This window comes from Ruegeria sp. HKCCA4812 (assembly GCF_013034245.1).
In the GTDB taxonomy this organism is placed as follows: domain Bacteria; phylum Pseudomonadota; class Alphaproteobacteria; order Rhodobacterales; family Rhodobacteraceae; genus Ruegeria.
In genome coordinates, this window is sequence record NZ_WQFQ01000001.1 from 1043128 (window position 1) to 1056781 (window position 13654).

General features: G+C 59.3%; 13 protein-coding genes and 1 tRNA gene. 6 read left to right on the plus strand and 8 right to left on the minus strand.

From position 1 onward, the window contains the following. The first annotated feature begins 4 nt into the window (after window positions 1-4). From GOW04_RS05255 to GOW04_RS05275, 5 genes are read left to right on the plus strand one after another with little or no spacing between them, the layout of a single operon-like run. Complete coding sequence (locus GOW04_RS05255; RefSeq protein WP_171231747.1) at window positions 5-604, plus strand: amino acid synthesis family protein; 600 nt, start codon at window positions 5-7, stop codon at window positions 602-604. Then, window positions 576-1364: an alpha/beta fold hydrolase gene (locus GOW04_RS05260; RefSeq protein WP_171231748.1), complete on the plus strand. Its 789-nt coding sequence runs from the start codon at window positions 576-578 to the stop codon at window positions 1362-1364. Before GOW04_RS05255 ends, GOW04_RS05260 begins: the two co-directional genes overlap by 29 nt. Continuing rightward, window positions 1361-2278, plus strand: a complete 918-nt coding sequence (locus tag GOW04_RS05265) for a flavin reductase family protein (RefSeq protein WP_171231749.1) — start codon at window positions 1361-1363, stop codon at window positions 2276-2278. The genes GOW04_RS05260 and GOW04_RS05265 overlap by 4 nt, the downstream gene beginning before the upstream one ends. A 3-nt stretch (window positions 2279-2281) precedes the next feature. After that, window positions 2282-3316: an LLM class flavin-dependent oxidoreductase gene (locus GOW04_RS05270; RefSeq protein ID WP_171231750.1), complete on the plus strand. Its 1035-nt coding sequence runs from the start codon at window positions 2282-2284 to the stop codon at window positions 3314-3316. A gap of 9 nt (window positions 3317-3325) precedes the next feature. Beyond that, a complete protein-coding gene (locus GOW04_RS05275) occupies window positions 3326-4804 on the plus strand; it encodes an aldehyde dehydrogenase (protein ID WP_171231751.1) in 1479 nt (492 codons plus the stop codon). Between the two features lie 423 nt (window positions 4805-5227). Here GOW04_RS05275 and GOW04_RS05280 read toward each other — a convergent pair whose 3' ends face one another. Genes GOW04_RS05280 through GOW04_RS05300 form a run of 5 tightly spaced genes read right to left on the minus strand, consistent with a single transcriptional unit; the run spans window position 5228 to window position 8874 of the window. Continuing rightward, window positions 5228-6016, minus strand: coding sequence for an SDR family NAD(P)-dependent oxidoreductase (locus GOW04_RS05280; protein ID WP_171231752.1), 789 nt, complete (start codon window positions 6014-6016; stop codon window positions 5228-5230). Between the two features lie 22 nt (window positions 6017-6038). Beyond that, window positions 6039-7007, minus strand: coding sequence for an LLM class oxidoreductase (locus GOW04_RS05285; protein WP_171231753.1), 969 nt, complete (start codon window positions 7005-7007; stop codon window positions 6039-6041). Window positions 7008-7019: 12 nt separating this feature from the next. Beyond that, window positions 7020-7796, minus strand: coding sequence for a CmcJ/NvfI family oxidoreductase (locus tag GOW04_RS05290; protein ID WP_171231754.1), 777 nt, complete (start codon window positions 7794-7796; stop codon window positions 7020-7022). 49 nt (window positions 7797-7845) lie between these two features. Then, a complete protein-coding gene (locus tag GOW04_RS05295; RefSeq protein ID WP_171231755.1) occupies window positions 7846-8148 on the minus strand; it encodes a DUF1330 domain-containing protein in 303 nt (100 codons plus the stop codon). Between the two features lie 18 nt (window positions 8149-8166). After that, a complete protein-coding gene (locus GOW04_RS05300; protein WP_152457782.1) occupies window positions 8167-8874 on the minus strand; it encodes an NAD(P)H-dependent oxidoreductase in 708 nt (235 codons plus the stop codon). Window positions 8875-8985: 111 nt separating this feature from the next. Here GOW04_RS05300 and GOW04_RS05305 point away from each other — a divergent pair, with 111 nt between their 5' ends. Further along, window positions 8986-9915: a LysR family transcriptional regulator gene (locus tag GOW04_RS05305; protein ID WP_171231756.1), complete on the plus strand. Its 930-nt coding sequence runs from the start codon at window positions 8986-8988 to the stop codon at window positions 9913-9915. A 52-nt stretch (window positions 9916-9967) separates the two neighbouring features. Here GOW04_RS05305 and GOW04_RS05310 read toward each other — a convergent pair. From GOW04_RS05310 to GOW04_RS05320, 3 genes are all read right to left on the minus strand, one after another. Continuing rightward, a tRNA-Ser gene (locus tag GOW04_RS05310) sits at window positions 9968-10057 on the minus strand. A 134-nt stretch (window positions 10058-10191) separates the two neighbouring features. Then, window positions 10192-12618 carry a DUF3772 domain-containing protein gene (locus tag GOW04_RS05315; RefSeq protein WP_171231757.1) on the minus strand — a complete coding sequence of 809 codons (2427 nt, stop codon included), beginning with the start codon at window positions 12616-12618 and terminating at the stop codon, window positions 10192-10194. Next, window positions 12618-13652, minus strand: a complete 1035-nt coding sequence (locus GOW04_RS05320; protein ID WP_171231758.1) for a cysteine synthase A — start codon at window positions 13650-13652, stop codon at window positions 12618-12620. Before GOW04_RS05320 ends, GOW04_RS05315 begins: the two co-directional genes overlap by 1 nt. Window positions 13653-13654: the final 2 nt, after the last annotated feature.

Sequence of the window (13654 nt, forward strand, 5' to 3'; positions counted from 1 at the left end):
TGTGATGAAGCCGGAAATACGCAAGATTGTTACCTACGACGAGGAAGTTCTTGTCGAGGGATTTCGCCCTGCGGAAATCCCATGGCGCATGTTTGCCGTGGCCGCAGTGATTACCAATCCCTGGGCGGGTCGATATGTCGAAGACCTCAAACCGGAAATCCATGCATATGGCCCCGTACTGGGAAAGATGATGACGGACCGCATGATCGCGTTGGCCGGCAGTGGTGACGCAATCGAAGCCTATGGCAAGGCAGCCGTCGTCGGGCTGAATGGCGAGGTCGAACACGCCTCGGGCATTATTCACACTCTTCGGTTCGGCAACCACTACCGGCAGGCGGTCAGCGCGAAATCCTATCTGGCTTTCACAAACACGCGCGGCCCCGCGAATGCGCCGATCATGGTACCATTGATGGACAAAAACGATGCCGGGCGGCGTTCTCACTACCTGACCGTACAATTCTCGATCCCGGACGCACCACGCGGCGATGAAATTGTCGTCGTATTGGGGGCCGCAACCTCGGGCAGACCGCATCACCGTATCGGCGACCGGTATCAGGATCTCAAGGATTTGGGCCATGACGTGGACAACCCGGCCGCGGTCTGAAATCGGCGGGCTGGCCGCGATCCAGGCAGGCGCAGGTCCGGACATCCTGTTGCTTCACGGGGTTGGCCTGCGGGCCGAAGCCTGGGGCGCGCAGCTGGACGGGTTGGCCTCTGAAGCGCGCCTGACAGCGCCGGACATGCCCGGCCACGGCAAAAGCCCGCTCAGCCTTATCGGCACGGAACTGTCGGAATACAGTGAAGCCTCAAGGAATGTGCTGGGCAGTCTGAACGGTCCGGTCCTTGTTGTCGGCCACTCGATGGGCGCGATGATGGCGTTGGACCTTGCCGCCAAGGCGCCAGATCGGATTTGCGGCGTCGTGGCAATGAATGCCGTTTTTGAACGCAGCGCAAAGGCAGCGCAGGCCGTTCAGGAACGTGCTGCGGGACTGGATGGTGAAACACCGGTTGATCCAACCAGCACGCTGCGCCGGTGGTTTGGTGACATCGGTTCGCCTGAACGTGATGCCTGCTGCGAATGGCTGACGGCCATGGATCCGGCGGCTTACAAGCTGGCCTATACGGTTTTTGCCCAAAGCCAAAATCCGCGGCGCGACGCGCTGGAGAAACTTGGCTGCCCCGCGCTGTTCATAACCGGCAGTCAGGAGCCGAACTCCACCCCACACATGTCGCGTAGAATGGCCGAAATCACCCCGAACGGACGCGCCCTGATCATCGATGGGGCGGCCCATATGATGCCGATGACACATGCAAGTCAGATCAACGCCGCCATCTCCAGCTTTCAAAGCGAGGTGCAATCATGACCGAACTCGACCCCCGCGACCTTCGGCGGGCATTTGGCAAATTCATGACCGGCGTGACCGTAGTTACCACGCGCAACGCCTCTGGCATGGCCCTGGGCTTCACAGCGAATTCCTTCACTTCGGTTTCGCTCGACCCGCCGCTGTTGATCGTTTGCCCCGGCAAGAACTTGTCTTCATACGGCGAATTCTCGACCTGCACCCATTTCACGGTGAGTGTTCTGGCCGAGGGGCAAGAGGATGTGTCCAACACTTTCGCCGGCTTCAAAGGTGACCGGTTCGCCAAAACCGACCATGACCTCGACGCGCGAGAGATCCCTTTGATCAACGGCGCGGTCGCGACATTTTCCTGCCGGACCCATCGGGTGATCGAGGCAGGAGACCATTGCGTTCTGATCGGACAGGTCGAAACCTATTCCCACAACGACCGCCCGGCGCTGGGCTACGCGAACGGGCGGTACTTCAGCCTTGGGCTGGAACGGGGCGCGCTTGAACCGACGGGGCGCAGGATCGTCTGTGGCGCAATCATCGAACACGAAGGCCGCGTGCTGCTTGAGAAAACGGATGCCGGTTTCAGGCCGCCGCAGGTCACATTGTCCGACCGTCGACAGTTGCGCGACAGCCTTCGGCAGGATCTGCATGATCGTGGCATCGACGCACGTCTTGGCGTCGTCTACTCGGTCTACGACGATGCCACAGCGCATCATGTCTACATATTGGGCAATGCGCCGGAACTTCCCAAACACGGCAAGCTTGAGGCCGTCGCGATTGAAGACCTGGCAACCCTTGCCTACTCGACGACGCCAATCACCACCATGATTTCTCGTTTCGCGCTGGAAAGCCGAACCCGCGACTTCTCACTGTATCTGGGCAGTGCGCAGCAAGGCGACGTGCACAGCTTTTCTGAAAGGACCTGATGGATGGAGTTTTCCCTTTTTGCACACATGGAACGGCTGAGCCCCGATCAACCCCATGAGAAACTGTATGAAGAATTCATCGCGCTGTGTAAAATGGCCGATGAGGCGGGAATGCGTGCCGTCTGGACCGGCGAGCACCACGGGATGGACTTTACGATCGCGCCCAACCCCTTGATGTCTTTGGTAGATATCGCACATCACACCAAGAACGTGCGGCTTGGCACGGGTACAGTTGTTGCACCGTTCTGGCATCCGATCAAACTGGCAGGCGAAACGGCTGCGGCGGACCTGATGACAGGCGGCCGTATCGAGCTGGGCATCGCCCGCGGCGCCTATTCGTATGAATATGAACGGATGATGCCGGGAATGGATGCCTGGGACGCTGGCCAGCGCATGCGGGAAATCGCGCCGCTTTTGCCCCGGCTGTGGGCGGGTGACTGTGACCATGATGGAGAGTATTTTAAATTCCCTGCTACCACCTCGGCCCCCAAACCGGTGCAACCCGGCGGGCCACCGATTTGGATCGCAGCGCGGGATCCGAACAGTCATGAATTCGGTGTGCAGAACGGCTTTAACATTCAGGTCACACCGCTCTGGCAGGGCATGCATGAGATTGAAACGCTAATGGGCCGCTTTGAAGATGCATGCGCAAACCATGAGGGGCCGCGCCCCAAGATCATGCTGCTGCATCACACTTACGTTGGCAGCGACGATGATGATCTGGGTCAGGCCGCGCGGGAATTGTCCCTCTTCTACAACTACTTCGGGGCCTGGTTTCAAAACAAGCGGCCAGTCCGGCAGGGCTTGATCCAGACGTTGACGGATGAAGAGATGGCGGCCAACACGATGATGGCTCCGGAAAACCTGGCGCGCGATCTGACTGTCGGAACCCCGGATGGGGTCACGGAACGTCTGAAACGATACGAAGATCTGGGCTATGATGAGTATTCGTTTTGGATAGACAGCGGTATGAGTTTCGAACGCAAACGCGCATCGCTGGCCCGTTTCATCGACGACGTCATGCCAAAGTTTCAGTAAGGATCGATGATGCATCAGAAACCACATTTCCAGCTTTATATCGACGGCGCGTGGACCGAAGGGGCACGCGGGCAAGTGATGCATTCGCAAAACCCGGCGACGGGCCAAGACTGGTCCAGTTTCGCCTGCGCCGCACCCGAAGACGTTGACCGCGCCGTGTCCGCCGCGCGTCGGTCACTTGATGATCCCGCGTGGCGCGACATGACGCAAACTGCACGCGGCAAACTGTTGTTCAAACTTGCCGAACTGATCGAGGAAAACGCCGGACACCTGGGCCAGCTTGAGACCACAGACAGCGGAAAGCTGCTTGCCGAAACCGCAAGCCAAACAGCCTATGTCGGTGACTATTATCGATATTATGCAGGGCTTGCGGACAAGATCGAAGGGGCGGTTCTTCCGATCGACAAACCGGACATGCACGTCTTCACCAAACGAGAACCGATTGGCGTGGTGGTCGCAATCGTCCCCTGGAACGCACAGATGTTCCTGACCGCAACCAAGCTTGGCCCCGCGATAGCAGCAGGCTGTTCGGTCGTGCTGAAGGCCTCTGAAATTGCGCCCGCTCCGATGCTGGAGTTCGCGCGGCTGATCGATGAAGCTGGCTTTCCGCCCGGTGTCGTCTCTGTCATTACGGGGGATGCCGAAAACTGCGCCATCCCGCTTACCCGGCACCCGGACGTGGACCGGATCGCATTCACCGGCGGCCCGGAAACAGCGCGCCATGTCGTGCGCAATTCGGCTGAGAACTTTGCGGTGACCACTTTGGAACTGGGCGGGAAATCCCCGATCATCGTCTTTGAGGATGCCAATCTGGATGGCGCCGCCAATGGTTTGATTGCGGGAAATTTCGGCGCCTCGGGTCAAAGCTGCGTGGCCGGCTCGCGCGGGTTGATACATCGCCCGGTACTGGAAGCGCTTGTTGACAAGATCGAAGAGAAGATGAAGGGCGTCGCAATCGGCGACCCATTGGAAACGGCCACCCATATTGGCCCGCTCTGCACCGCAGCTCAGGTGGAAAGAATTCAGGCGACTTTGGCGAAAGCCACAGAACAAGGCGCACGCATCCGCTTCGGGGGAAAACCTCTGGACCGGCCGGGCAACTTCATGGCCCCTACGCTGGTGGAGTGTTCGAGCCCAGAGACCGAGACGCTGAAGGTCGAAATGTTCGGCCCTGTAATGTCTTTGCTGCCATTCGACACGGAAGAAGAAGCGATCGCATTGGCCAACGACTCGCTGTTCGGGCTTGGGTCTGGCGTTTTCACTGAAAATGTTGCCCGCGCCCATCGGGTTTCATCCCATCTGAAATCGGGAATTTGTTGGATCAACACTTACCGCGCGGTGTCCCCGATTGCTCCGTTTGGTGGCTACAATCAATCCGGCTATGGCAGGGAAGCCGGGATCGAGACCATTCACGACTACACAAGGACCAAAACCGTATGGCTGAATACGTCGGAACAGCCAATGTCGAACCCATTCGTCATGCGGTAACAAGATCTTGCTGCAGTGTTTTGTCAAAGCTGTCAGACTTTAGCGTTTAGGGTCATCTGCAAACCCTCTTGTAACTGTCCCAGCCAAATAGCTGCGTCTTCAAATCTCGTGCACGCAATAAAGTCCGAGTTTTGAGCCAGCATCTTTTCACCAATCTCGTCCTCAGAGTTTTGCGGGCGCACGAGGGAATATCTGCAAAGAGATAATAATATCTGGTGCCCATCAGATGTAGTGACGAAGGCGGTGGGTCTGGTGTCGAAAACCTGTTCCGGTAGTCCCAACTGCGCGCATCGCAGGTCCCAGACGCCCACCTGCCGCTTTGGCTTGCAGGAGGCATGGCTACTGAGGTCGAAGCACTGTGCCTGGCCCAAGCGGGACCGACCACCTCAAAGCCGGCGCAAGAGCAACGGGCATATCGCGGGGCTAAACTCCGCCGTCGGTCAACGCCGCGATAGCATCCTTGACCCGCGCCGCGTGATCGCGGTCGGCCGCCGCCGAGTGTGGATCAGCAAAATGCCCGCTGTCATTGTCGAAATACAGCCCCGAGGCATTGGCAAATTCGTCCGACAGCGCGGCCCGTCGCAGGATATCAGCGCCGATCGCCAAGTCATTGCCGGCCATTCCAAAACCCTCTCGGACCATCTTTGAGGCCAGAAGCGAGCCAGGGTTGACCGCGACGAAGACTGGGCCTTTTGGGTGCGCGCGCGCCATTTCCCGTGACCAGATCGTGATAGCCAGCTTGCTTTGCGCATAGGCCTCCATGTCGCTCAATTGCCGCTTACCGTGCATCGCTTCTACATCCACCGGCGCCTGCGCGGCCGATGAAAGGTTCACCACGCGCCCTTCGGCTGGGATGATCGGCAACAGCCGTCGGGTCAGCACATGGGGCGTCAGCGCGTTTACCACGAACCGAACATCCATCCCGTCGGCCCGGCGTGGGTGCGGAGTCTTGTAGACACCGGCATTGTTGATCAGAACGTCCAGCCGGTCGTGCCGGGCGCGCACGGCGTCTGCAAGCGTGGCGGCTTCGTCCAGATCGGAAAGATCGGCGCGGAAGGTCTCGGGGTTGCCGCCAACCGTCTGCGCGGCGGCCTGCAGTTTGTCAGAGCTGCGTCCGTGCAGCAGCACGCGGTGGCCTTCGGCCGCCAGTGTCTTGGCGGTCAACAGGCCGATGCCGTCGGTCGCGCCGGTGATCAGGATAGTCTTGGGCATTGCGGCCTCCTTGGGGATGAAATCAGTCGTGAAACTCGGGCAGAACCTCGTCGGCCAGCCGGTGCAGGGTGGGTTCGATCCCGGCCACGTTAAAGCGCAGGTTCAGTGCCACGTGGTTGATGCCCAAATCGCGGATCTCGTGCAGGTAGCGGCGCAGGTAATCGGTGCCGGCACTGAACCCAAGATGGATCGGGCGCGGCGGAGCGTCGGCTTGGTCCACCAGATCAACATAGAGCGACTGCATCACCGGTTTGTCGGGCAAGCCGGCCTGTGCCACGCGCGCTCGATAGTCGGCCACAACGCGGGACTGCGCCGCCGTACCACGCGGATAGGTCATCCAGCCGTCACCGTGGCGCGCCACCCACTCTGGCGTCTGCTGGCTGCCACCGGTGATAAGCAGCGGCAGGCGCCCGGCGGCAGGCTTAGGCAACATGTCGATACCGCCAGAGAGGTCGCCCTGCGGGTTATCCAGTCGCGGGTAATCCTGCGCCATGGCGCGGATATAGACCAGGCTGTCACGGAAGCGCGCCCCGCGATCAGAGAAATCCTTGTTCAGCGCCGGGTATTCCTCGGGACGATCCCCCGAGGCCACACCCAGAAGCAGCCGCCCGCCCGACAGCTGGTCGGCCGAGGCTGCCGCCTTGGCCACATGGGCCGGGTGCCGTAATGGCAGCACGATCGAAGCCACGCCAAGCGCGATGTCGCGCGTCGCAACACCCAGCGCGCCGAGATAGACGAAAGGATCGAAAACCTGCCCCGCATCGCCAAACGAGGGCACGTTGAAGGGCACGTCTCGCAGCCAAAGCGCGGCAAAGCCCAGTTCGTCGGCCAGCACGGCACGCTCCAGATGGCGCGTCATAGTAGGTACCGGATCGTTGCGGTTTGCCTCGAGCGGGACCACAAGCCCAATGCTCAGCCTACCAGGGCGGAACACCGCGTTGAACGCGCGGTTCAGCGGCGCGAAGTTTGGCGTGTTGGATTTGTCCAGCATTTTCTGCCTTTCTCAGAACCGCACCAGCGCCCGGCTTTCCAGGCTTTTGCGGATGGTTTGCCGATCGGGATCTTCGGCAAGATCAATCGCGCTGTGGCCCACCGCTGGACGGCCGCGATTGTCGTAGATGTTGAACCAGACGATCTCGTCCGGCGTCATGCGCGACAGATACACCCAATCATGACTCGGATTGGCCGCCAGGCCGAGGATACGACCGCGCCGGTCGGGATAGATCAGGTCGATGTCGATCCAGTCCGCGTCGTCCACGGTTGCAGGGCGCACGAAACCCAGCGGGGCGGTGTTGATCGGGTTTTCCACCGGCCGCCACAGGTTAACGAAGGCGTAATGCCCCGCCGCCCAATCGCGCGCCCGCTCGGGCCCGAGGATGTCCACCAGCCGCTGGTGCGCACCTTGCGGGCTCAGGTCGCTGTGCACGTTGCGCGCGGGGCGGCGGTTGGCTGCCGGGTCGTCAATGCGCAATGTGTGGTCGAAGAACAGCACCTCGCGCGCGCCGATCCGGTCGCACAGCAGCTCGGCCAGTTCGCGGTCGTAGACCTTCTGCCAGCCGGGGGATTCGAAACTGGTCACCCGCGTCGGTGCCACACCAAATTCGAACCCGTCAGAGACAAAGCTGGCCCCTGCCCGCCCGGCACGCAGATCGGTCAGCGCCACCTCGGTCGCGGCCAGTTCGGGCGAGACCAGATTGCCAGCGATGCTGTCCGCGTCCAGCACGAATGCCTGCGGCGCGGGCTTGTGAACATGATAATTGACGGTTCCGGTCCGGGTCACGAAAGCCTCCTTGGGGGTGCCGGCCCGGCATACCGGGCCAGTGCTGCATTCAGGCGAGGTCGTCCTGCCCCGCGATCAGGTAGTGACGGCTGACCGAGCCCTTGGTGCGGGCGGCCAGGTGCGGTGCATAGGCCGAGTCCGCCATGAAGGCGCGGGCCGCCTCTTCCGAAGGCCACTCGATGATGATCCTCAGCCCGGCGGGCTGATCCTCGCCTTCCATCTGCGCGTGGTTCGCGGTACGCGCAAGATACTTGCCGCCATGTGCCGCCACGCGTTCGTTGGCGGTGGGCAGGTAGCCGGGGATCCAGTCCTCGGCGGTGGGGGTGACGTCCAGAACGGAATAATAGGTCATCGTGTATCTCCTTCGGGGTCAGAACCAAGCGACGGTGTCTTGCATCGTGCGGCGGGTCTTGGGGAATTCAGGATCTTTCGCGCGATGACCAAAGGCGAACATCACCGCCGGTTTCCATTTCGCGGTATCGACGCCGAAATGTTCGGCCAGCGTCTGCGTCGTTCGCTCCATGTCGAAGCCCTCGATCGGGCAGCTGTCGATCCCCATCAGCGCACCGGCGGTCATCATGTTGGCCAGCACGATATAGGCCTGCTTGCCCGACCAGTCGGTGATCTCGCGGTCAGAGGTGATCTTGTGATCCTCGGCCTGGAACTTGCCGTATGCGCCGTTGAAGATCTCGATCACTTCCTCGGGCAGCTGCTTCACTTGCCGGTAGTGGTCTTGCAGATAATCCGATCCGGCGCGCATCAGTTCGCCCGTCGCCGCAAGGATGATGCCGAAATGGCTGGCGGTGCCAAGCTGGCCGGTCGACCCGTTCATCATCCCGTTGGCACCCCATGAAAACTCGCGGAACAGCTCGCGCTTGTCGGGCGACTGGATCATCAGGATGCGGAAGGGCTCGTGCCCGAACGAAGTGGGCGAAAGGCGTGCAGCCTCGAGGATCGTCTCGAAGTCAGCGTCGCTCACCTTGCGTTCAGGGTCGAAGATCTTGGTGGCATGGCGAGAATTGAAGGCCTCAATGATCTGCGCGTTGATATCGGTCTTCACCTCGGTGATCGCGTTCATTTTATGTCTCCGTTGGGGTGTGTGTCGGTGTGCACCTGACTTATCACTTGCAAGAACAAGAAAAAGGTGGTGAAAAATAAGTTCAGTTTTCGTATTTTGGATATAATCTATATGGATACCGACAGCCTGTGCCTGTTCGTCATGGCGGCCGAACGGCTCAATATCAGCGCCGCCGGGCGCGAGCTTGGCCTTGCACCGGCGGTCTCGAGTGCCAGGCTGGCCAAGCTTGAGAACGAACTTGGCGTCGAGCTTTTGCACCGCACCACGCGCAAGGTGTCGTTGTCATTGGAAGGGTCGGAGTTTCTGCCTTATGCGCGTGAAATTCTCGCCCAGACGGATGCAGCGCGCGCTGCCCTCGGAGGCACGGATACCGGCCCCACAGGCACCTTGCGTTTCGCAGCCCCCAGCAGTTTTGCCCAGTTGCACATCATGCCGCTGTTGCCCGAGTTTCATCAACGCTATCCCGACCTGACGCTGGACCTGCGACTGTCGGACAAGCCCTTCGACGCCATCGAGGGCAGTTTCGACCTAGCCCTGCGCAACGCGCCTCTGGCCGATAGCAGCCTCAAGGGGCGCAAACTTTCAGATGACATCCGCCTGCTCTGCGCTGCGCCGGAATATCTCAAGCAGCACGGAGTGCCTTCGACACCCGAGGATTTGACGGGGCATCGCTTCATCGCGTGGGCCAATCTCGACCGGCGCGAACTGGTTGATCCTGCTGGTCAGAAGGCGATCCTGAACCCGCGCGCGATGATCAGCCGAACCATCGTCGATGACGGCACCGCGCAACGCGAGGCAACGCTTGCCGGAGCGGGGCTTTCGATCAACTCACTCTGGAGCGTGGCCCATGAACTGCGCTCCGGGCGGCTCAGGCAGGTATTGCCTGACTGGCGGCTGAATGATCATGCAGGGCTGTGGCTGATCTATCCGCGCTCGAACGTGCTGACGCCCAAGACACGAATCTTCATGGATTTTCTCGTCGAAAAACTCGGCGGCAGGTCAGGCACCGGCTGGGTCGAAGCGCAGCAGGACAGCTTGTAATCGTGCATCGCGTTCGCGGACAGGTGCAGTTCAAGTTTCGCAATGGTGATGGTGGCGGAGAGACAGGGATTCGAACCCTGGAGACGGTTTCCCGCCTACACACTTTCCAGGCGTGCGCCTTCGACCACTCGGCCACCTCTCCGTGCCGGCGATATTTGGACGAATGCCGTCGGATTTGCAAGGCCCCAATTCGACGAATTCAGGGGAATAGCGCAATTTAATCAATGCACCCACCGACGGGTGATCACAGGTCAACACGTGCTGCGATCTGGCCCCTCAGATCTCATCACCGGCATCCGGGTCCATATCCGCCTCGGTCAAATCCGCCGGAACCTCTGCAACTTTGCGTGGCTTATCCTCCACAGGTGCGGAAGGCTCCTGCTTGCTCGGGTCAGATGCCCGCAGGGTTTCGGGATTTCGCAGCCAGACATCACGTTGTGCGAACGGAATCTCGATCCCTGCTTCCGAGAATCTACGGTTGATTTCATGGTTCATGTCAGATTTCACCGACAAAACCCAATTCACATCCCGCAGGATCGCCCGTATTTCAAAGTCTAAGGAATCTGCTCCGAACCCCTGGAACACGACGCTTGGTGCCGGGTTGGCCAAAACCATCGGATGGTTGTTGGCGATTTCGCCCAGAATGGTTTCTACCAGACGCGTATCAGTTCCGTATGCAACACCCACCGGAACGATCACCCGCCCGATCGTATTGCCGCGGGTATAGTTCGTTACGACACCGCTGATCAGGTCAGAGTTTGGAACGATGACATCCGTCCTGTCGAACGTCTCGACCCGGGTCGAACGAACGGAAATGTCCTTAACATATCCCATCATGCCGTTAACATCGATCCAATCCCCCTTGGAAATCGGACGCTCGACCAAAAGGATGATGCCAGAAACGAAGTTCGACACGATTGTCTGCAAACCAAAGCCGATGCCAACAGACAGCGCGCCAGCGACGATCGCCAGCGATGACAGATCAAAACCGGCCACCATGATTGCCACCAACGCAGCAAGGAATATGCCAACGTATCCCGAACCCGCGACAATCGCGTTTTGGCCACCCGGATCTATGTTGGTTTTCGGCAGAAGCGAATTGCGCAGCCCGCTTTGCAACAGACGCGTCAGCGTATAACCGATTGCAAACACGGCAACAAAGGTCAGAAAGTTGCTGGGCGAAATTGTGACGCCACCGATATCAAAACCAAGCAGCAGGCGCGACCATGCTTCCAGCAGGTCTGTTTCCCGCGCACCCCAATAGATCGCCAGAATGGGAAGCGCCAAGATGGCCAATGCAAACCCGACCAGCACGGAAAAAAGCGAATCCCCTGCGGCTTCGCCCTGCCCGGTGACCCAACCGTAAATCTGACTGATGAACCGTTGCAGGATGACCAAGGCCCCGATCAGCACCAATGTCTTGACGGCAGGAAACACGATTGCTTCGGCCGCATTGGTGTATCCGAAAATAGCCAGCAAGGGAGACATGATCCCCAAAAGGAACAAAGCCCGGCGCAAGAACTCGACCAGTTGGCTGAAACCCGCGGAACGGGTCGAGGCAGCTTGATCCGGAGGCCCGTCGGTTGTTCGAATCTGACGTACTCGCAACAACAACAAAGCCGTCGCGACAATGACCGGGAAACTGACTACGGCGCGAGTGGCGTCGGAAATGTTTTCGATCCGTTCGAACAAAAACGCCAATTCGTGCAAAACCAGCATCAGGGCGAGCAGATCGATATACACGCGCAGTTCAGTGATGCGCGCAGCGGACAGACGTTTGAACCCTTGCGACGCGCCGATCACGTATACCTGGCGACCAATCCAGTCATAGAAAAACACGATCGCTGCCCAATACGGAACATTCTGAAGCAAAAGGCTGCCCCGCAGACCCGGAACGCCGGTGAGACTGATCGCCGTGACCACGGCCACCACACCGATCCATGGCAACAGAATTCGCAATAGTGAGATTACGAACGACCAAACCCCCGTCCCGGCCCCGCCGAGTAACCTCAGGTAGTCGCCTCCGAGTTCAGACCACCGTTTGCCAAAGATCAGCAGCACGGCTGAAATGACCAGAAGTATGAAGATTGCGAGCCCACGAGCGCGAATTTGCTCGCGCACGACATCTGAACGCAAATTTGTGATCGTTTCGTTTACCAGGCCTTGAACGGCCTCTTTGACATCCACCCATGCCGGACCCCAATACGCCGGGTTGATCGGCGACGGGCCCTGTTCAAAGAACTCTTTTTTCTGGCGTGCACGAAGAATCTGATCAATTTCGCTGATCAGCCCGTTCGCACGGCTATACGCTTCTTCGGAAATGATGCGCGGAACACGCAGGCTGTTGAGCTGTTCCTCAAGATGCACCCGAAGATTTGCTATGTCTTCAGGTTCAGTCGTGTCCCCTTCGGGTTTGGGCCCCAACGCTTTTATCTGGCTTTCCAGCGTCGTTATTCGGTCGGTATTTGCACCACGAGCTCGATTGAAGTCATCTCTGTAACCATTTATTTCAGAACGTAAATTCTCCAGCGCAGCGTCAGATGCCCGGTTCGCCTCGATGACGGCTTCGGCCCGGCTCGCGGTTTTGACCCAGCCTTGGTAATACTCACTTTGACGATCCGTCAACTGTGCAACAGCGCTATTCGAAAACCCGACAAAGCACAGGAATAGCAGGGTCAGAAACAGGCGGACCTGTCCAAGCATCACACGTCCTCGAAAACGCCGGGAATGCTGCGCGGTGCCTCGGTCATCCAATCCGGAACCGGAAGCTCTTTTTCACGCAGGAACTCGGGGTTGAAAAGCTTCGATTGATAGCGTGTGCCATAATCGCACAGGATGGTCACAATGGTATGGCCGGGCCCCATTTCCTGGGCCATGCGCACCGCCCCTGCCATGTTGATCGCGGTCGAGCCGCCCATGACCAGGCCTTCGTCACGCAGAAGATCAAAGATGTAGGGCAGCGCTTCGTTATCGGTGATCTGATAAGAAAAATCCGGCGTGAACCCCTCCAGGTTTTTGGTGATACGCACCTGCCCGATACCCTCGGCGATTGACCCACCTTCCATCGCGATCTCGCCTGTCGTGTAGTACGAATACAGGCCGGCCCCCATCGGATCGGCAAGACCGATCTTGACGCCCTTGGGCTGCAAAACTTCGGCAACGCCTGCCAATGTCCCACCCGACCCGACCGCGCTGACGAACCCGTCAACCTTGCCGTCTGTCTGCTCCCAGATCTCGGGGCCCGTGGTTTCCACATGTGCCTGACGATTCGCCACATTGTCGAACTGGTTGGCCCAGATTGCACCATTGGGTTCTGTCTGCGCCAATTCCTCGGCCAGACGGCGGGAATAGTGCACGAAATTGTTGGGGTTGCGATACGGGGCCGCGGGTACCTGAACCAACTGTGCGCCCGCCAGACGCAGCATATCCTTCTTTTCTTCCGATTGGGTCTCGGGGATAACGATAACCGTTTTGAACCCCATCGACGCACCGACCAAAGCCAGACCAATACCGGTGTTGCCAGCGGTACCTTCCACGATGGTGCCGCCCGGTTTCAGATCCCCGCGTGCGATGGCATCTTTGATGATAAAAAGAGCAGCACGATCCTTTACCGACTGTCCCGGGTTCATGAACTCGGCTTTGCCAAGAATCTCGCATCCGGTCTCTTCGCTGATGCGGCGCAGCCGGATCAACGGTGTTTTTCCTACTGCGTCAGCAAGATCTCGTGCAATGCGCATGG